This is a genomic window from Pseudomonas sp. P106(2024), from assembly GCF_057480815.1.
The window spans coordinates 112,206-130,549 of record NZ_JBLIYU010000012.1; the positions used below are offsets into that span (position 1 = coordinate 112,206).

The 18,344-nt window shown below is 64.4% G+C and carries 20 protein-coding genes; 9 read left to right on the forward strand and 11 right to left on the reverse strand.

Going from position 1 to position 18,344, the window contains the following annotated elements:
- The first annotated feature begins 7 nt into the window (after positions 1-7).
- Positions 8-532 carry a GNAT family N-acetyltransferase gene (locus tag AC25M7_RS18950; RefSeq protein WP_028691303.1) on the forward strand — a complete coding sequence of 175 codons (525 nt, stop codon included), beginning with the start codon at positions 8-10 and terminating at the stop codon, positions 530-532.
- Positions 533-537: 5 nt separating this feature from the next.
- Positions 538-1,080, forward strand: coding sequence for a GNAT family N-acetyltransferase (locus AC25M7_RS18955; RefSeq protein WP_486971362.1), 543 nt, complete (start codon positions 538-540; stop codon positions 1,078-1,080).
- 82 nt (positions 1,081-1,162) lie between these two features.
- Here AC25M7_RS18955 and AC25M7_RS18960 read toward each other — a convergent pair whose 3' ends face one another.
- Entirely contained in the window at positions 1,163-1,468 is a 306-nt protein-coding gene (locus AC25M7_RS18960) for a chaperone modulator CbpM (RefSeq protein ID WP_028688225.1), read from the reverse strand.
- 2 nt (positions 1,469-1,470) lie between these two features.
- Positions 1,471-2,430: a curved DNA-binding protein gene (gene cbpA / locus AC25M7_RS18965; RefSeq protein ID WP_028688226.1), complete on the reverse strand. Its 960-nt coding sequence runs from the start codon at positions 2,428-2,430 to the stop codon at positions 1,471-1,473.
- A gap of 163 nt (positions 2,431-2,593) precedes the next feature.
- On the opposite strand from cbpA, the gene AC25M7_RS18970 reads away from it, so the two are divergent.
- Positions 2,594-3,865, forward strand: coding sequence for an Hsp70 family protein (locus AC25M7_RS18970; protein WP_062360878.1), 1,272 nt, complete (start codon positions 2,594-2,596; stop codon positions 3,863-3,865).
- Between the two features lie 36 nt (positions 3,866-3,901).
- Here the strand turns inward: AC25M7_RS18970 and AC25M7_RS18975 are convergent, their stop codons facing one another.
- From AC25M7_RS18975 to AC25M7_RS18985, 3 genes are all read right to left on the reverse strand, one after another.
- The gene (locus AC25M7_RS18975; RefSeq protein WP_062360876.1) at positions 3,902-4,909 is read right to left on the reverse strand and encodes an AI-2E family transporter; all 1,008 of its coding nucleotides are present in this window, start codon (positions 4,907-4,909) and stop codon (positions 3,902-3,904) included.
- Between the two features lie 70 nt (positions 4,910-4,979).
- On the reverse strand, positions 4,980-5,273 hold the full coding sequence (locus AC25M7_RS18980) for a PsiF family protein (RefSeq protein ID WP_062360875.1): 294 nt from the start codon (positions 5,271-5,273) through the stop codon (positions 4,980-4,982).
- A 64-nt stretch (positions 5,274-5,337) separates the two neighbouring features.
- Positions 5,338-6,126, reverse strand: a complete 789-nt coding sequence (locus tag AC25M7_RS18985; RefSeq protein WP_028688230.1) for an AraC family transcriptional regulator — start codon at positions 6,124-6,126, stop codon at positions 5,338-5,340.
- A 188-nt stretch (positions 6,127-6,314) separates the two neighbouring features.
- Between AC25M7_RS18985 and AC25M7_RS18990 the strand changes: the two genes are divergently transcribed.
- Positions 6,315-7,187 (forward strand): DMT family transporter, encoded by an 873-nt coding sequence (locus AC25M7_RS18990; protein WP_028688231.1) that lies wholly within the window; start codon positions 6,315-6,317, stop codon positions 7,185-7,187.
- Between the two features lie 35 nt (positions 7,188-7,222).
- Here the strand turns inward: AC25M7_RS18990 and AC25M7_RS18995 are convergent, their stop codons facing one another.
- Entirely contained in the window at positions 7,223-8,113 is an 891-nt protein-coding gene (locus tag AC25M7_RS18995; RefSeq protein ID WP_486971363.1) for a lipase family alpha/beta hydrolase, read from the reverse strand.
- Positions 8,114-8,237: 124 nt separating this feature from the next.
- On the opposite strand from AC25M7_RS18995, the gene osmE reads away from it, so the two are divergent.
- Both osmE and AC25M7_RS19005 read left to right on the forward strand, forming a co-directional pair.
- Positions 8,238-8,579 (forward strand): osmotically-inducible lipoprotein OsmE, encoded by a 342-nt coding sequence (gene osmE, locus AC25M7_RS19000; RefSeq protein ID WP_028688233.1) that lies wholly within the window; start codon positions 8,238-8,240, stop codon positions 8,577-8,579.
- 36 nt (positions 8,580-8,615) lie between these two features.
- Entirely contained in the window at positions 8,616-9,143 is a 528-nt protein-coding gene (locus AC25M7_RS19005) for a ferritin-like domain-containing protein (protein ID WP_036985638.1), read from the forward strand.
- A gap of 120 nt (positions 9,144-9,263) precedes the next feature.
- Here the strand turns inward: AC25M7_RS19005 and AC25M7_RS19010 are convergent, their stop codons facing one another.
- Positions 9,264-11,330 (reverse strand): AsmA family protein, encoded by a 2,067-nt coding sequence (locus tag AC25M7_RS19010; RefSeq protein ID WP_028688235.1) that lies wholly within the window; start codon positions 11,328-11,330, stop codon positions 9,264-9,266.
- A 317-nt stretch (positions 11,331-11,647) separates the two neighbouring features.
- Here AC25M7_RS19010 and AC25M7_RS19015 point away from each other — a divergent pair, with 317 nt between their 5' ends.
- The 3 genes from AC25M7_RS19015 (at position 11,648) to AC25M7_RS19025 (ending at position 13,968) form a co-directional block, all read left to right on the forward strand.
- A complete protein-coding gene (locus AC25M7_RS19015; protein WP_088852050.1) occupies positions 11,648-12,058 on the forward strand; it encodes a phage infection protein in 411 nt (136 codons plus the stop codon).
- Positions 12,059-12,180: 122 nt separating this feature from the next.
- A complete protein-coding gene (locus tag AC25M7_RS19020) occupies positions 12,181-12,813 on the forward strand; it encodes a TetR family transcriptional regulator (protein ID WP_028688237.1) in 633 nt (210 codons plus the stop codon).
- Positions 12,814-12,879: 66 nt separating this feature from the next.
- Positions 12,880-13,968 carry an AGE family epimerase/isomerase gene (locus AC25M7_RS19025; RefSeq protein WP_028688238.1) on the forward strand — a complete coding sequence of 363 codons (1,089 nt, stop codon included), beginning with the start codon at positions 12,880-12,882 and terminating at the stop codon, positions 13,966-13,968.
- A 68-nt stretch (positions 13,969-14,036) separates the two neighbouring features.
- Here the strand turns inward: AC25M7_RS19025 and AC25M7_RS19030 are convergent, their stop codons facing one another.
- From AC25M7_RS19030 to livM, 4 genes are all read right to left on the reverse strand, one after another.
- Positions 14,037-14,804, reverse strand: a complete 768-nt coding sequence (locus AC25M7_RS19030; protein WP_023629361.1) for an SDR family oxidoreductase — start codon at positions 14,802-14,804, stop codon at positions 14,037-14,039.
- 651 nt (positions 14,805-15,455) lie between these two features.
- Positions 15,456-16,172, reverse strand: a complete 717-nt coding sequence (locus AC25M7_RS19035; protein ID WP_028688239.1) for an ABC transporter ATP-binding protein — start codon at positions 16,170-16,172, stop codon at positions 15,456-15,458.
- Positions 16,169-17,044, reverse strand: a complete 876-nt coding sequence (locus AC25M7_RS19040) for an ATP-binding cassette domain-containing protein (RefSeq protein WP_050707124.1) — start codon at positions 17,042-17,044, stop codon at positions 16,169-16,171. Before AC25M7_RS19040 ends, AC25M7_RS19035 begins: the two co-directional genes overlap by 4 nt.
- On the reverse strand, positions 17,041-18,342 hold the full coding sequence (livM, locus tag AC25M7_RS19045; RefSeq protein ID WP_028688241.1) for a high-affinity branched-chain amino acid ABC transporter permease LivM: 1,302 nt from the start codon (positions 18,340-18,342) through the stop codon (positions 17,041-17,043). The genes AC25M7_RS19040 and livM overlap by 4 nt, the downstream gene beginning before the upstream one ends.
- Between the last annotated feature and the right edge of the window lie 2 nt (positions 18,343-18,344).

The window sequence follows — 18,344 nt, forward strand, 5'->3', positions numbered from 1 at the left end:
CGCTGTCATGAGTTACCAGATCCGCGACGCCCTGATCGACGACATGCCGGGCATCCTCGACATCTACAACGACGCCGTGGCCAACACCACGGCGATCTGGAACGAAACCCCCGTGGACCTGGGCAACCGCCAGGCCTGGTTCGAGGCCCGTGCGCAGCAGGGCTATCCGATCCTGGTGGCGGTGGACGACAGCGGCGTGCTGGGCTATGCCTCATTTGGCGACTGGCGGCCGTTCGAGGGCTTTCGCCACACCGTCGAGCATTCGGTGTACGTGCGTGGCGACCAACGCGGCAAGGGCCTGGGCCCGGTGTTGATGGACGCGCTGATCGAGCGCGCGCGCCACTGCGACAAACATGTGATGGTCGCCGCCATCGAGAGCGGCAATGCCGCGTCGATCCGCCTGCACGAACGCCTGGGCTTCAGCATCACCGGGCAGATGCCGCAGGTGGGGGTGAAGTTCGGGCGCTGGCTGGACCTGACCTTCATGCAGCTTTACCTGGATGACAACACGCTTCCCCCTTCAAGGACCTGAAGCCAATGAACACCGCCCAGCTGCACCGCGTCACCCACGAAGGCCTGGCGTACTACCGCGACGGGCTGGTGGTCCTTTTGCTGAATGCGGTGCGCCAGGGCGCGTCGGTGGGGTTTCTGGCCGATATCGACGAGCAGCAGGCCAAGGCCTACTTCGATGAGGTGAAGGCAAAAATGGCCAGTGGCGAGCAACTGCTCTGGGTCATTGCCCAGGGGCAGGAAGTGCTGGGCAGCGTGCAGTTGGGGTTGTGCCTGAAGCCCAATGGGCTGAACCGGGCCGAGGTGCAGAAGTTGCTGGTGCACAGCGATGCTCGGCGGCGTGGGCTGGGGCAGCAGTTGATGGGGGCCCTGGAGGCCGAGACGCGGCGGATCGGGCGGGGGATGCTGTTTCTCGATACCGAGGCGGGGTCTGGGGCCGAGGCGTTCTATCGGGCGCAGGGGTACAGCAAGGCGGGGGAGATTCCGGATTATGCCTGCGGACCGGAAGGGGTGTACCGGGCAACAGCGTTGTATTTCAAGGTCCTGGCGCCGGCTTCAGAACGGCGTTGATGCAATCGCGGGGCAAGTCCGCTCCCACGAAGCACCTCGATGCCTGGCGTGGGAGCGGGCTTGCCCCGCGATGCTTTTACTCTTATATCTGGGTAAACCTGCCCAACCGCTGCTTCAACATGCTGTTCTCACTGCGTAACTGCTGCACCTCTTCCAACAGTTCCAGCGCCAGCGCCACCCCTTCCCACTCCAACTCCAGCTCCTGATGCAGCTTCACCGCGCGCTTCAGCGTCACCGGCGCGCGGTCATCGAACACCCACTCCTCGGGCGTTCGCCCTGACGGTTCGACAATGCCGTGCTCGACGATCTCGATCACCCAGTCGGCCGATACATTGGCCTCCTGGCACAGGGTACGCATGTCCAGTTGAACGATCAGGGTGCTGCTCATGATCACTTACTCCATTGAGTCCTCGGATTGAACGCGGCTTTCTCGGAGAGCTGGGTCCACAGTTCGCGCGCGGCGGCGTCGGACTGGGCGGGCATGACCACCTTGAGCTGGGCGTACAGGTCGCCGCGCTCGCCCTGCTTGTTCAACAGGCCCATGCCCTTGACCCGCAGGCGCTGGCCGCTCTGGCTGTCGGGGCGGATGGTCAGGTTGATCTTGCCGGTCAGGGTCGGCACGGCCACCTTGGCGCCGAGCGCCGCTTCCCACGGTGCCAGCGGCACGGTGATGATCAGGTCATGGCCTTCGACATCGAACAGCGGGTGCGGAGCCATGCGGATGGTCAGGAACAGGTCGCCGTTGGCGCCACCGCCCACGCCCGGCGCGCCCTGGCCCTTGAGACGGATGCGCTCGCCGTCGGTCACCCCGGCGGGGATCTTCACGTTCAGCGTTTTCGTGGTGAACCCGGTACGCTGCCCGGCACCGTTGGTCTGCGGCACCTGGAAGCTGATCTGCTTGGATTCCTTGTTCAGGGTCTCTTCGAGGAAGACCGCCAGTTCCAGTTCCACGTCCTGCCCTCGCCTGCCGGCACTGCGTTGCTGCCGGCCACCGCCGCCACCAAAGGGGTTGCCGCCCCGGGCGCCGAAGATCGAGCTGAAGAAATCGGAAAAATCGCCACCCTCGAAGCCACCGCCACCACCGCCGCGGGACTCCCAGCCAGGCGGCGCCTGGAACGGCCGGCCATGCTGGCCGCCGTACTTGCGGATTTCGTCGTACTCGGCACGCTTGTCCTTGTCGCCAAGCACTTCGTAGGCCTCGTTGGCCTCCTTGAACTTGTCCTCGGCGTCACGCTCCTTGCTGACGTCGGGGTGATACTTGCGCGCGAGCTTGCGGTACGCGGCCTTGATCGCCTTCTCGTCCGCGCTCGCCTCGACGCCGAGTATCTTGTAATAGTCTTTGAAGTCCATCTATGGATCACCGATGTGAATGTACGTATTGCTATTGAAGATTGGGGTCAAGCATAGCCTTTCAAGGTTCATTCGGGGTTGCGCTATCGCAGACGACCGGTCTTGATTTAGTCGCAGACTGGCATAAACTGCGCGGCCGTTTTGCCTCCGGAAGCTCTCCTTCATGTCTGACGTATCCCCGGCCCGTGCCCTCGGCATCGACTTCGGCACCTCCAACTCCACGGTCGGCTGGCACCGCCCGGGCGTCGAATCGCTGATCGCCCTGGAAGACGGCAAGATCACCCTGCCGTCGGTGGTCTTCTTCAACATCGAGGAGCGTCGCCCGGTGTACGGCCGCCTGGCCCTGCACGAGTACCTGGAGGGCTACGAAGGCCGCCTGATGCGCTCGCTCAAGAGCCTGCTGGGCTCCAAGCTGATCAAGCACGACACCAGCGTGCTGGGCAGCGCCCTGCCGTTCAAGGACCTGCTGGGCATGTTCATCGGCGAACTGAAAAAGCGTGCCGAAGCCGATGCCGGCCGCGAATTCGACCAGGTGGTGCTGGGCCGCCCGGTGTTCTTCGTCGACGAAGACCCGGCCGCCGACCAGGAGGCCGAGGACACCCTGGCGGAGGTTGCGCGCAAGATCGGCTTCAAGGACGTGTCGTTCCAGTACGAACCGATCGCCGCGGCGTTCGACTACGAGTCGGGCATTAGCCGTGAAGAGCTGGTCCTGATTGTCGATATCGGCGGTGGTACCTCGGACTTTACCCTGATCCGCCTGTCGCCCGAGCGTCACCTGGTGGCCGAGCGCCAGAGCGATATTCTCGCCACCGGCGGCGTGCACATCGGCGGTACCGACTTCGACAAGCAGCTGAGCCTGCAGGGCGTGATGCCGCTGTTCGGCTACGGCAGCCGGATGAAGAGCGGCGCGCTGATGCCCACCAGCTACCACCTCAACCTGGCCACCTGGCACACCATCAACGCCCTGTACTCGCAGAAGTCGCAACTGGCCCTGGGCAGCATGCGCTATGACATCGAGGACACGCTAGGCATCGACCGCCTGTTCAACCTGATCGAGCAGCGCGCCGGGCACTGGCTGGCGATGGAAGTGGAAGCCAGCAAGATCGAACTGACCGAGCGCGACAGCCGTCGCATCGACTTCGGGCGGATCGAGCCTGAACTGTCGGCCGAACTGACCCGGGCGCTGTTCGAAGATGCCATCGGCGGGTTGCTGGAGCGGGTGCGCGGCAGCGTGACCGAGCTGCTGGCCAAGGCCGGCGTGAGCGAAGGGCAGGTGGACACGGTGTTCTTCACCGGTGGTTCCAGCGGGATTCCGGCGCTGCGCAACAGCGTGGCGGCGATGCTGCCCAATGCGCGGCATGTGGAAGGCAATATCTTCGGCAGCATTGGCAGTGGGCTGGCGATCGAGGCACGCAAGCGTTACGGCGCCGCCTGAGCCATCCCGGGGCCGCGTGGCGGCCCCGGCAATCCTTCAGACCAACTCCGCCCGCTTCAACTCACTCTTCAGGTAAGCGTAATAGATCGGCCCCGCCACCACCCCCGGCAAGCCGAATGCCGCCTCGAACACCAGCATCGCCAGCAACAGCTCCCAGGCCTTGGCACTGATCTGCCCGCCAACGATCCGCGCGTTGAGGAAGTACTCGACCTTGTGGATAACAATCAGATACCCCAGCGCCGCCATCGCCACCCAGATCGACAGCGACAAGCCGACGATGGTGATCAGGGTGTTGGACATCAGGTTGCCGATCACCGGCAGCAGCCCGAGCAGGAAGGTCAGCACGATCAGCGTCTTGGTCAACGGCAGGTGCACGCCGAACAGTGGTAGCACCACGGCCAGGAAGATGCCGGTAAAGAAGGTGTTGAGCAGCGAGATCTTGATCTGCGCGAAGACGATGTTGCGAAACGCCTGCACCAGCAGGCTCAGGCGCTCGAACAGCGCCGCCGCCAGGGGCTTGCGCCGGGAGATGTCGGGGATGCGCTGCAGGGCGACGATGGCGCCGAGGATCATGCCGATCAGCAGGGTCACGAACATGTGCGCCATGCCCTTGCCCACCAGTTGCAGGTCGCTGAGGTGGCTCTTGATCCAGTCGCCGATGGCCACCTTGAACTCGGCGGCGCTGGCCGGCAGGTAGGCTTCGATGAACGGCGGCAGCTGGCCCCGCGCGCGCTCGACCAGGCCCATGAACTTGTCCAGCGAGGCGCCGGGGTTCTCGGCCTCGTGCAGCAGGAAACTGAAGGCGCCGGCGATCAGCAACGTCAGCGTGCTCACCACCAGGGTGCCGAGCAGCGCCACCGCCAACCAGCGTGCGCGCTGCCCGGCGATCAGCGGTTGCAGGCGCGGGGTGAGCATGTTGACCAGCTCGTAGACCAGCAGGCCGGCCAGCAGGCTCGGCAGCAGCTTCAGCGGCAGCGCCAGCAACAGGCCCGCCATGACGATGATCCAGCTGGCCAGGGTGACCTGGCGGGGAGTGAAAGTCATACAGCCTCAACGGCAGACAGCGGAAAGTCCCGCAGTCTGCCAGCCTTCACGGCAGAGGCATAGGCGCAGGTCATTTCTTCTTCAGGCAGTCACTCATGAAGGTCTTGCGTTCATCGCCCTTGAGCGCCTTGGTGGTGGCGTCGGCGTTGCAGGTCTTCATCTTCTCCTGCTGGGTGGCGGCTTTGGCCGGCTCGGCCTTTTTCAGGCAGGTACTCATGAACGCCTTGCGTTCATCGCCCTTGAGCGCCTTGGCGGTGGCGTCGGCGTTGCAGGTCTTCATCTTTTCCTGTTGCGCGGTGGCGGCGAACCCTTGGCCCGCGATCAACAGGCCCAACACCAGCAGGGGTACGTGCAGCAGCTTCATGGAGTGGTCTCCTTGCCTGCGCGCCGGATGCGCGCTCGTCGCAGCTGAGTGTAGACAAGAATTCTTACATCTCTGTCCGTGCCCGCCGGCGGTACTGCTCCGGGGTGCAATTGGCCTGGCGCTGGAACATGGCGATGAAGGCCGAAGCGCTGCTATAGCCGAGGTCGAAGGCGATGGCCTGGATCGGCGTGCCCGCCTCGAGCGCCTCGATAGCCCGCAGAAAGCGCAGTCGCAAGCGCCATTCGCCGAAGCTCATCCCCAGCTCCCGCAGAAACTGCCGGGCCAGGGTACGCTCGCTGACATGCACCTGCCCGGCCCAATGGGCGAGCGGCCGGTTGTCGCCAGGCCCCGCGTGCAACGCCTTGAGCACCTGGCGCAGGCTGTCGCTGCGGGCGAACGGCAAATAACAGGTCTGCGTCGGCGCCAGGCGCAGTTGGTCGATCAGTACCTGGACCAGGCGCTGGTCGCGCTCGTCCTGGGCGATGTGCAGGTCGCGGCGGGCGAAGTCGCCAAGGATCGCCTTGAGGATGTCGCTGATCACCAGGCTGCAGGGCTGCGCCGGCAGTTCAGCGCACAAGCTGCGCTCCAGATAGACCGAACGGTAGATGATGGCCTGGGGGTTGTAGCAGCCATGCTCCGTCTCCGGCGGCACCCAGACAGCGTAGTGCGGGGGCGAGATGAAGCGCTGGCCCTCGACGTCCAGGTGCATCAGGCCATGGGAGGCATAGTTGAGCTGGCCCCAGGGGTGACGGTGCGGCGGGCTGTGGGTGTCGGCGCCGAATTCGTCGTAGCGGAAGTAGACCGGTGCGGGGAGCCGGTCGAACCGGGGGATGTCGAGGAACTTGCGGGTCATGCTGTCTGCTTCGCGGGACGGGTTGTCTGGATGGAAGTATAGGCATTTGGACAGACAAGCGATAATGGCCGCCACGTGGGAGCGGGCTTGCCCCGCGATTGCACCCGCCCGGCCAACATCATTTCCTGGCCTGGCGCAATCGCGGGGCAAGCCCGCTCCCACGGGTCAACCGCAACTCGAGAATCATCATGAACTACCTCTTCCCCCTCATCGCCATCCTCATCTGGGCCGGCAACACCGTGGTCACCAAGATGTCCGCCGGGGCCATCTTCCCCGCCGAGATCGGCTTCTACCGCTGGCTGCTGGCCGGCCTGCTGTTCACCCCTTTCCTGCTGCCACAGCTCTGGCGCAACCGCACGGCCATCCGCCCGCACCTGGGCAAGATCTTCGTGCTGGGCGTGCTGGGCATGGCCATCTACCAGAGCCTGGCCTACTTCGCCGCCGCCATCACCAGCGCCACCAACATGGGCATCATCCTCTCGTTGATGCCGCTGATGTCGCTGGCCCTGTCCATTGCCTGGCTCGGTCAGCGCCTGACCTATGGCGCGCTGCTGGGCGCGCTGGTGTCGTTCTTCGGCGTACTGGAGGTGGTCTCGGCCGGGCAACCCGGCGTGCTGCTGCACCAGGGGTTGAACGCCGGCGACCTGATGATGCTGGTGGCCACTTTCGCCTATGCGCTGTACAGCTTCCTGTTGAAAAAATGGCAGCTGCGCCTGCCGCCGTTGCAGTTGCTGTACCTGCAGGTGCTGGTGGCGATCCTGGTGTTGCTGCCGCTGTTCCTGCTGTCACCCAAGACCGGGTTGAACGGCCACAACATTGGCCTGGTGCTGTATGCCGGCCTGCTGGCCTCGATGGTCGCGCCACGGGTGTGGATGCAGGCGGTGCACCGTCTGGGGCCAAGCCGGACCACGCTGTTCTTCAACCTGCTGCCGGTGGTCACCGCGGTGATCGCGGCGGTAGTGCTGGATGAGCAGTTGGCCAGTTATCACTTGGTTGGCGGTGTGCTGACGCTGGTTGGCGTGCTGCTGGCCGAGCGTTGGACCACTCCGGTACGGCGTTAGCACTCGGGAAGGGCTGCAAAGCAGCCCCAGGCTTCTCACAGCCCCGCAGCCTTGAGCCGTGCGGCATGCTCGGTGAACAACCGCACCGGCTCGGCACCCTTGCCCACCGCGCCCAGCGACTGATTGACGATATCCAGGTGATCGAGCGGATAGTTGTCCCCGATCACCAGACCCAAGTGCGAGCTGAAGCGCCCGACCATGCCATCGCACTGCCCCTTCTCCCGGACGAAACTGCGGGCGAACAGCCGGCAAAATCGGTTGCTGCCGTCAAACCGGTTCAAGCCTTGGTCGGTGCGCCCTGGCTGCAGGGTGCCGGACCAGGAGTAGTAGCGAACACCGTTCACCTCAGCCGGCCCTTCGCCGCCCCAGACTTCGGGCAGCCCCTGTGGATAAGCCTGGTTGAACAGCGCCACCCCGGCACTGGTCAGCGACTGATGGGAGGCGTGCGCGTCGATCGGCAGCGGATCGCGGCGCCATCCGGTCTCCAGCCAACCCAACAGCACAGCGAAGCCATGCAGCACGGCCTTGAGGAGGCGCCCCCGCACAGAGTCACCAGGTGCCGTGCGTTCGAGATGGTCGGCCAGCTCCGAGCCATGGTTGGGGCCGGCCACCGACGTCACCGAAGCCACCCGGTCAGGCCGCTTCGCCGCCGCATAGCGGGCACTGAGGGCGCCCTGGCTGTGACCGATCAGGTTGACCTTGTCGGCCCCCGTGCGCTGACAGATGTCCTCGATGATGCCGAGCAGCTGCTCACCCCGCACTTCGCTGGAATGCAGCGGCGACACCTGCACCGGGAATACCTGCGCGCCGCCCCGGCGCAATGCCGGCACGATGCCGAACCAGTAGGGATACACCAGCGCCCGCACGAACCCGAGCATGCCCGGCACCAGCACCAGTGGATAACGCGTGGCCAGCTCCTGACTCATCCCCCTTGCCCTCATCCGTGAACAGACCGGTCCACCCTACAGCGCGACCGGCGACAAGTGCAATCGAACTCCCGGCGCGCCGCGCGGTTCCAAGCAGAACAGACCCTGAGCAAGGAGCGGGACCATGTACAAGCGAACCCTGGCCATCCTTCTGGCAAGCGCCACCCTAGCCGCCTGCGGCAGCCGCCCGGAAAACCCGGTGGACTACGTCACCTACCGCGACGAACCGCTGGTCAAGCAGGTTGAGCACGGCATGACCATGCAGAAGGTCATTGCCATCGGCGGCAGCCCGTCCAACGTCATCGACCTGCCCCACGGCGGCACCTGCAACGACTACATCCTCAACCGTGATGGCCACCAGCAGCCCTACTACGTGCGTTTCGACGCCACCGGCCATGTCGACGCCAAAGGCTTCAAGACCTGCAAGCAACGCCAACAAGACAGCGACGCCGTACACGGCGCATGACACACCATGACTACCCTGATGCTTTCGGAGATGAACATGAGCGTTGAACTGACCGATGTGAAGACCCTGCGCGAACGTGCCCGCCAGCATGTCGAGCAAGGCGCGGTGACCGAGGGTTACCACGCCGATCGTGAAAAGATCCTGCGCCTGCTCAACGAGTCGCTGGCCACCGAGCTGGTCTGCGTCCTGCGCTACAAGCGTCACTACTTCATGGCCAGCGGCATCAAGGCCAGCGTTGCCGCCGCGGAGTTCCTCGAGCATGCCAACCAGGAAGCCGAGCACGCCGACAAGCTGGCCGAACGCATCGTGCAGCTGGGCGGCGAGCCGGACTTCAATCCGGACAACCTGACCAAGAACTCCCACGCGCAGTACGTGGCAGGCAATTCGTTGAAGGAGATGGTGCTGGAGGACCTGGTGGCCGAGCGCATCGCCATCGACAGCTACCGCGAGATCATCCAGTACATCGGCGACAAGGACCCGACCACCCGGCGCATCTTCGAGGACATCCTGGCCCAGGAGGAAGAGCACGCGGACGATATGTCGGACCTGTTGCAGGGGCTGTGATACCTGGGGGCGCTGTGCGCCCCTTTCGCAAAGCCGCTCCCACAGGTCAAGCATATGACTCAAGATCGACGCTTTGCCTGTGGGAGCGGCCTTGCGTCGCGAAAGGGCCGCAAAGCGGCCCTATTTCTTGCCCTTCACCGCCGCCGGCGCCTTGCCAGCGCGCATCTGCTGCAACAACGGCGTGCACTGGTTGGGTTCATCCCCGCTGCTCGGCGCAATCAGCGCCAGCAGCCCCGCCGCCGGCCCGGCCACCACGCCAAGCGCCACCATTCCCGCGCCACGCAGCGCCAGCGGCACCGCCTGCACGCCGGCACTCGGCTTGGCGAACGGTCCGCGCACATACAATGGCGAACGCAGCGAGAACAGACGCAGGCCCTTGGACTCCGGGGTGATCTTCAGGTCCAACTGCTCGCTGGCGAAGTTGGCCGTACCGTTGATGTAGATGATCGCGTTCTCGGTATCGAAAACGAACAAGCGGCTGGTGGCCAGGCCATCCTTGATCCCGACATCCGCTGCGGCACAATTGATCTTCACATCTTCGTCGCCAAACAACTTGCCGATCACGTAGTTGCCCACGTTCAGCCCAGCGATCTCCATCAGGCTGCGGCTGATTGCGCCATCGTTGATCAGCAGGCGTAGATCCCCGTTGGAAGTGCCCAGCAGCGCGGCCACCGAGTTGCCCCGGCCACTGATGTCGGCATCGCCGTTGAGTTCGCCGAAGCTGGTCTGCATCGGCGCGAAGCTGGGGAACAGCTGCTTGAGCTTGAAGCCACGCGCGGTCAGCCGTGCACGACCCTGCAACGGCGCGCTGCGCCCGTCCAGGCGGATGTTGGAATCGAGGTTGCCGCCGGCCACGCCGAAGCGCAGCGGCTCCAGACGCAGCAGGCCGTCCTCGAGGATCACATGGGCGGACAGGTCGTTGAACGGCAGCGTCTCGCTGTGCACGATGCGCTTGCCGGCGAAGGTCACGTCGGCGTCCATGGCCCGCCAGCGCTCGGTGCGGAATTCTTCGACCGGCAGCACCTTGCCGGCCGGCTGCTTGCTGGCACCGCCGCGGGCCTTCTGCTCGCTGTTGGAATCGGCGCCGATCAATGGCGCCAGGTCCTTGAACAGCAGTTGGTTGGAGACCAGGTTGCCGGAGAGCTTCGGCCGGGGCTGGCTGGCGACAAAGACCAGGTCGCCGTGAATGTCGCTGTCGCCGATCTTGCCGTTGAAGCCCTCGTAACGGAACTGCGCGCCGCCGGCGGCGTGCAAGTTGGCGGTCAGATGACCATCGGTGGCGTACGGCGGCGTATCGGGCAAGGTCACGCCGGTCAGCGGGTAGAGGTTGCCCAGGCTGTTGCCGGAAAGCTTCAGGCGCAGGTCGAGGGCGCCGAGGTTGCGTGGATCGGTCAGGGTCCCGGCCAGCGCGACCTGGGTATCGCCGATACGCACATCGGCCTGCAGCGGAAACGGCTGGCTGGCGTCCTGCAGCGCCAGCAGGCCGCCGATCTTGCCGGTGCCGGCCACCGCCAGGCCCTTGTAGCGGCCCTGGGCCTTGAAGCCGAAGGCATAGTCCTGGGCATTGCCGGCCTTCTCGGCGCGGGCCTTGCCGACGATGTCGCTGAACGGGATCGGCTTGCCCAGCGGATCGACCTGCACCTTCATGCTGGTCTTCAGCGTCTGGTCGTCGAAGCTGACGTTGCCCTGGTCGAAGCCGATGGCGCCGATGTCCAGCTCCCACTTTGACGGTGCCTCGTTCTCATCCTTGGGCCCGAAATCGAACACCCAGTTGGCCCGGCCATCGGCCAGCCGGGTAAGGCTGGCGCTGGGCTTGACCAGGTCGATGCGCGGGATGCTGATGCGCTGGACGATCAGCGGCAAGGGCGCCAGGCGAAAGTCCACACGCTCGAGGGCGACCATGCGCGGCGCCTTGAGCCAGTCGGGGTTGCCCAGGGTGAGGTCCTCGGCGCTGAAGTGCGGCCAGGGCACGAAGGCCCGCCAGCCGCCTTCCTCGGGTTCGGTGCGCCAATGCACGGCGAGGTTGCCGTTGATCGCGAAGGGCCGCTGCAGTGCTTCGGAGACTTTCTCGTTGAGCAGCGGCTTGACGCGGTTCCAGTCAAAGGTGGCGATCACCACCACCAGGATCGCCAGCAGGGTGGCAAGGGTGGCGAAGGTCCAGATGAGGATTCTGGCAGGGCGCGTCATTGCATGGTTCTCCTGACTGCATGGCACTCATTATGTCGGACTGATGAAAAACCGCCGGGTTTAATCCGTGCGCCATGATAACCAGGATTTTCCTGACGCCTTTCTCAGCTTTTCGTCCACGGACAGCGGCAGTGTTACCGGGGATCAAGCGTGCCTCAGTGTTTGATAAACACCTGAAAACACTGATCCAGAGCCCTCCACGCACAGTATCAATCCTGTCGATTGTTACCATTATCCTGATGAACTTTTCTCTGGAGTTACCAGGCGTAGCATTGGCTTCGTACCCACTTTCCAGCCCCCCCGAGGAGCACCGAACCATGAAACGCCATCTGCTGCTGAGCCTGACCCTGTCCGTACTTGCCGCCAACGCCTTCGCCCTGCCAGCCGAAGACCAGCACCTGAGCGCCGAATCGCGCTCCAGCGCCGCCACCGTCAGCCAACCGCTGAACACCTTGGCAGAAGGTGGCGCCGAGCGCCTGCAGGAGCGCGCAGGCCGTGTGGCCGAAGGCGGCTCCGAGCGTCTGCTCGAACGTAACAACCGCGTCGCCGAAGGTGGCTCCGATCGCTTGATTCAACGCAATGACCGGGTTGCCGAGGGTGGCTCGGATCGTCTGATCCAACGCAATGACCGTGTCGCCGAGGGTGGCGCCGATCGCCTCAACGAACGCAACAACCGTATCGCCGAAGGTGGCTCGGATCGTCTGGTCGAACTCAGCCGTGTGAGCTGATCGCCATGGCCGAGAACAACAACCCGCCCCACTGCGCCTGCTACCCTCCAAGCCCGGTCCATTGACCGGGCTTTGTTTTTTTATCCAGAATGCCCAGCCGTACCGTCATAGAATCCTGCCCCATGCTGCCGCGCGCCGAACAGAAGCTACAGACCCGCCAGGCCCTGCTGGATGCCGCCTGCCTGCTCATGGAGAGCGGCCGTGGCTTCGGCAGCATCAGCCTGCGCGAGGTGGCCAAGGCCGCGGGCATCGTGCCCACCGGCTTCTACCGCCACTTCCCCGACATGGATGCGCTGGGCCTGGCCCTGGTTGCCGAGGTGGACACCACTTTCCGCCAGACCATCCGCCTGGTACGCCACAACGAATTCGAGCTGGGCGGCATCACCGACGCCTCGGTGCGCATCTTCCTCGACGTGGTCGTCGCCCACCGGGCGCAGTTCCTGTTCCTCGCCCGCGAGCAATACGGCGGCTCGCAGCCAGTGCGCCAGGCCATCGCCCGCCTGCGCCAGGACATCAGCAACGACCTGGCCACGGACCTGGCACGCATGCCGCGTTGGCAGCATCTGGACGGCGCCGCCTTGGCGGTGATGGCCGACCTGGTGGTCAAGACCGTGTTCGCCACCCTGCCGGAACTGATCGACAGCCCTGAGTCGGGTCATCCACAGGCGCTGACGCCCCAGGAGAAGATCACCCAGCAACTGCGCTTCATCTTCGTGGGCGCGCGGCACTGGCAGGGGCTGGGCAATCCCGGCTGACGCGCCCACGAAGCACTTGTTACATCTGCTACCATGGCGCCCTGCCCGACCGTCACGAGCGCGACCATGTCCGACCCCCGCCCCGCATTGACCCGTTTCCAACAGCACTTCGCCGAGCGCATCGTGCCGCTGTGGCAGGGCCCTGGCTGGAACGCCGACATGGCCCTGCCGTACGAAGCCCTGGACACCCAGCACCGGCCACTGCCGGTGCAACGCTACCGGGCCATGGCCTGCGCCCGCCAGCTGTACCTGTTCAGCAGCCGCATCGGTCAACCGGGCGCCGCCGAACGCGCCGCCGCGCTGTTCCGTTCGCTGCAGAAGCACTTCCACGACGCCGAGCACGGCGGCTGGTTCTACAGCATCGACGCGCAGGGCAAGCCGTTGGACCGACGCAAGGACCTCTACACCCACGCCTTCATCGTGTTCGCCTGTGCCCATTACTGGGGCAAGGTCGGAGAAGGCCTGGTGGAAGCCACGCTCAACGGTGCCCTCGAAGTCGTTGCCGAGCAGTTCGCCCGTGACGATGGCCTGTACGAGGCCAGCCTCGCTGAGGACTGGTCGGACCTGGGCAGCGGCTCGCTGCAGAACCCGCAGATGCACCTGGCCGAGGCTTTCCTTCAGGTACTGGCCGTGCGCGAGGACGACGAGGTTCGCCAGTCGCTGCTGCAGTTGTGCGACGCGCTGCAGGTGCAATTCATCGAACAGCGCCACGGCCTGATGCTGGAAAAACCACGCGGGTCTGTGGATAACTGGTTCGAGCCGGGGCACCAGTTCGAATGGTTCTACTTGCTGGACACCTCGCCGCTGCTGCGCGGGACAGCGCTGCACGCTTCCATCACCCGCGCCTTCGACTACGCCGAGCAGTACGGTGTGAAAGATACGGCGGTGCTGGCGATGCTCGATGTGGACGGCAAGGTCATCGATGCGACCCAACGGATCTGGGCCCAGGCCGAGTACCTGCGGGCGCTGGCCTTGCGGCCAGGAAGCGAGGCGAGGTTGCTGGCGCAGCTACAGGCGCTGGAGTCGCGATTCCTGCATGACGGTGGCTGGCATGAGTGCCGTGATGGTAATGGCGCGGTCAGCCGCCACGACATGCCATCGACTACGCCGTATCACCTGGCGACCTGCCTGGAAGGCTTGCAGCGCCTGATCTGACACAATCGCGGGGCAAGCCCGCTCCCACGCCATCGTGGGAGCGGGCTTGCCCCGCGATCATTGGCGTATCAGCCCTTGGCCGACCGGTCGATCGAGAACCCTGCCCAGTCCTGGCTCACTGGCATCAGCTCAAGGCTGTTGATGTTGATATGTGCCGGCTGGTTGAGAATCCAGAAGATGGTCTCGGCGATGTCCTGCGGCTGGATTGGCTCGGCGCCGGCATAGGTGGCGTCATACTTGGCTTGGTCACCGCCGAAGCGCACCAGCGAGAACTCGCTCTCGCACAGCCCCGGCTCGATATTGCTCACCCGCACGCCCGTTCCTCGCAGGTCGCAGCGCAGGCTCAGGGAAAACTGGCCGACGAAGGCCTTGGTGCCGCCATACACATTCGCGCCCGGGTACGGGTAGTTGCCCGCCACCGAACCGACGTTGAGGATCGACGCGCCACGCCCATGGGCAATCAATCGAGGCAACAGCAGGCGAGTGGTGTACATCAGCCCCTTGATGTTGGTGTCGACCATGGTTTCCCAGTCGTCCAGGCTGCAGTTCTGCGCGGCGTCCACGCCCAGCGCCAGGCCGGCGTTGTTGACCAGGCCCTGCAGCTTGTCGAAGCTCGGCGGCAGGCTGGCGATGGCGGCTTCCATCGCCTGACGGTCACGCACATCGACCACCAGGCCGTGCACCTCGGTCTTGGCCGACAGTTCCTGGCACAACGCATCCAGGCGCTCCTTGCGCCGACCGGTGAGTACCAGCTTCCAGCCGGCGTCGGCGAAACGGCGGGCGGTGGCCTCGCCAAAACCGGACGTCGCGCCAGTGATGAATACGGTGGATGTCATGCTCTTCTCCTTAGCGTTGGATTGTCGTCGACAGGCCTCGCAGCATGCCCGGCGCAGGGCTCGACCACAACCGTCATCACCGCTGGTCAAAAAATGTACTAACCTCGCTGAGGCCCGTGGTAGAAGGGCTGCACCGGGCTATGCGCACCTTATCCACAAGGCTTTCCCCATGGATTGGGGGCAACTCGTCGGGTCAAGGGAACCTCTGCGCGCTGTGGACATCCGTGGATGATGGCGCAAGGCTTTCAACCATGCCGTCTCTGGCGGTCTGTCCAAGGTTTTCCCACAGCGTTATCCACAGAAATTTCCCCGCTGTGGGTATATCCATGGGCTGCGCAAAACACATGCAAAATCATGCACAAACCGTTATTGTTCAAAAAACGACCAAGTGCTCGAACGCGCTGATTTATCTGGGCTGGAGCGAGGTGCCACCATGTTTTCCACAGGCGGTTCCACATAATCCGTGGAAAGTTTTCCACTTGTGGAAACAAGGGTTTGCAGTGGGGTTGTGGCGTGTTTCAAGAAAGATATGCGACAAGTTGTCCACATCTGCCGTCTGGCATAAAACGCATCGCGGGGCAAGCCCGCTCCCACAGGCCCAAATGAGGCGCTTGTGGGAGCGGGTTCGCCCCGCGATCTGTGGAATGTAACTCAGTGCCCGCCCAGATAGGCGTTACGCACCTCCTCGTTGACCAACAGCTCCTGCCCGGTCCCGGTCATGCGGATCTGCCCGTTGACCATCACATAGGCCCGGTCCGACAGCTTCAGCGCATGGTTGGCGTTCTGCTCCACAAGGAAGATGGTCATGCCGGTCTGCGCCAGCTCGCGCAGGGTGGAGAAGATCTGCTTGACCACGATCGGTGCCAGCCCCAGCGAGGGCTCATCGAGCAGCAGCAGCTTGGGCCGGCTCATCAGCGCCCGGGCGATGGCGAGCATCTGCTGCTCGCCGCCGGACATGGTCATGGCACGCTGGTTGCGCCGCTCCTTGAGCCGTGGGAACAGCTCGAACATGCGCTGCATGTCCTCACCGGCATGTTTGTCGCCAATCGGAATGGTGCCCATCATCAGGTTCTCCTCGACAGTCATGTCGGGGAACACCCGGCGCCCCTCCGGAGACTGGGCGATACCGTTGGAGGCAATGTAGTGCGACGACTTGCGGGTGATGTCGGTGCCGCGATAGACGATCTGCCCGGAGGCCGCCCGCGGCTGGCCGAAGATCGACATCAGCAGTGTCGACTTGCCCGCGCCATTGGCGCCGATCAGGCTCACCGTCTCGCCCTCGTTGATATGCATCGAGACTTTCTTCAGGGCCTGGATCGGCCCGTAGAACACATCCAGGTCCTTCAGCTCAAGAATGGGCGCACTCATATCAGCTCCTCTTCATCTGCACCCAGGTAGGCGGCGATCACCGTCGGGTTGTGGCGGATGTCCTGCGGCGTGCCTTCGGCGATCACGTTGCCGTGGTCGAGCACGACGATATGATCGGAGATGCTCATGACCATGCCCATGTCGTGCTCGATCAGCACCACGGTGATGTCGTGCTCATCGCGCAGCACGCGGATCATGCGGCTCAGGGCCTCGGTCTCCTGCGGGTTGAGGCCGGCGGCCGGCTCGTCCAAGCAGATGATCTTCGGCCGCGTGCACATGGCCCGGGCGATTTCCAGGCGGCGCTGCTGGCCGTATGACAGCTCGCCAGCCAGGCGGTTGGCGCAATCGACCAGGTCGACCACCTCCAGCCAGTAGAACGCATGGTCCAGCGCGTCGCTCTCGGCCTTGCGGTAACCCGGGGTATTGAGCACGCCGGCCAGCAGGTTGCGGTTGACCCACATGTGCTGGGCCACCAGCAGGTTTTCCACCACCGACATTTCCTTGAACAGGCGAATGTTCTGGAAGGTCCGTGCAAGACCTGCGCGGTTGACCAGGTGGGTACCGCCGAACATCTTGTAGTACAGGCGGTTGGCGAAGCGCGCCGGCGAGACGAAGTCCGCCGCCTGGAAGCGCTCGCCGAGCAGTTGGATGACGTTGGTGTGGCTGCCGCGCACGTTCAGCTCGATACGTCCGCCGCTGGCCTTGTAGAAGCCGGTGAGGCAGTTGAACACGGTGGTCTTGCCGGCGCCGTTGGGGCCGATCAGGGCGAAGATCTGGTTGCGCTTGACCTTCAGGCTGACATCGCTGAGCGCCTTGATCCCGCCGAACTGCATCATCAGGTTGTCGACCGACAGAATGATTTCGTCGCTCATGGCGCCACTCCTTTACGCGGGACCACACCGGTACGGCTGATGCGGATCAGCCCCCGCGGTCGCCAGATCATCATCAGCACCATCAGCACGCCGAACAGCAGCACCCGGTACTCGGAGAAACTGCGCAGCAGCTCCGGGGCCACGGTCAGCACGAACGCGGCGATCACCACGCCCACGGTCGAGCCCATGCCGCCGAGCACGACGATGGCGAGGATCAGTGCCGACTCGAAGAAGGTGAACGACGATGGGTTGACGAAGCCCTGGTAGGTGGCGAAGAACACCCCGGCCAAACCAGCGGTGGAGGCGCCCAGGGTGAACGCCGAGAGCTTGACCAGCACGTGGTTCAGGCCCATGGAACGGCAGGCGATCTCGTCCTCGCGCAGGGCTTCCCAGGCGCGGCCCACCGGCATGCGAGTCAGCCGGTGCTTGATGTACAGCACCGCCAGCACCACCAGGAACAGCACGGCGTAGATGAACACGAACTTCAGGTTGGGGTTGTAATCGAAGCCAAAGAACTCATGGATCGGCACTCCGCCATCCTTGGCCCGGCGGCCGAACTCCAGCCCCAGGAAGGTCGGCGACGGCGCCGGCATACCATTCGGGCCGCCGGTGAACGACAGCCAGTTGTTCAGCACCAGGCGAATGATCTCGCCGAAGCCCAGGGTGACAATGGCCAGGTAATCGCCGTGCATGCGCAACACCGGGAACCCGAGGATGCACCCCGCCAGCGCCGCGGCGATCGCCGCCAGCGGCAGCACGCTCCAGAAGCCCAGGCCCAGGTACTGGTAGCCGAGGGCCAGGCCATAGGCGCCGATGGCGTAGAACGCCACGTAGCCCAGGTCGAGCAGGCCCGCCAGGCCCACCACGATGTTAAGGCCCAGGCCCAGCAGCACGTATATCAGGCCGAGGATGACCACGGTCAGCAAGTACTTGTTGGCGAACACCGGGAACACGATGGCGATGACGATCAGCGCCGGGATGATGTAGCGCAGCCGCGACTTGTAGTCCGGCGCCAGTACATGCACGCCCGAACCACCGCTATCGAAGCCCTGGAGCATGCGCTGGCCGGTCGGTGTCTGCAGGAATAAGCTGAGGATGAAACGCCCGGCCATCACACCGCCGACCAGCCAGGCCACGCGGGCCGGTTCAGCGTTGAAGCTGTAGCCGTCAAGTACCACGCCGACGACCGGACCGAAGACGATGAGGGCCAGCAGGCCGGCGACGATCGTCTCCAGCAGGCTGCGTTTGAGGTCGAAACCTTTGGTTTGGGCAACAGAGGCAGAATTGGCAGCGGACATGT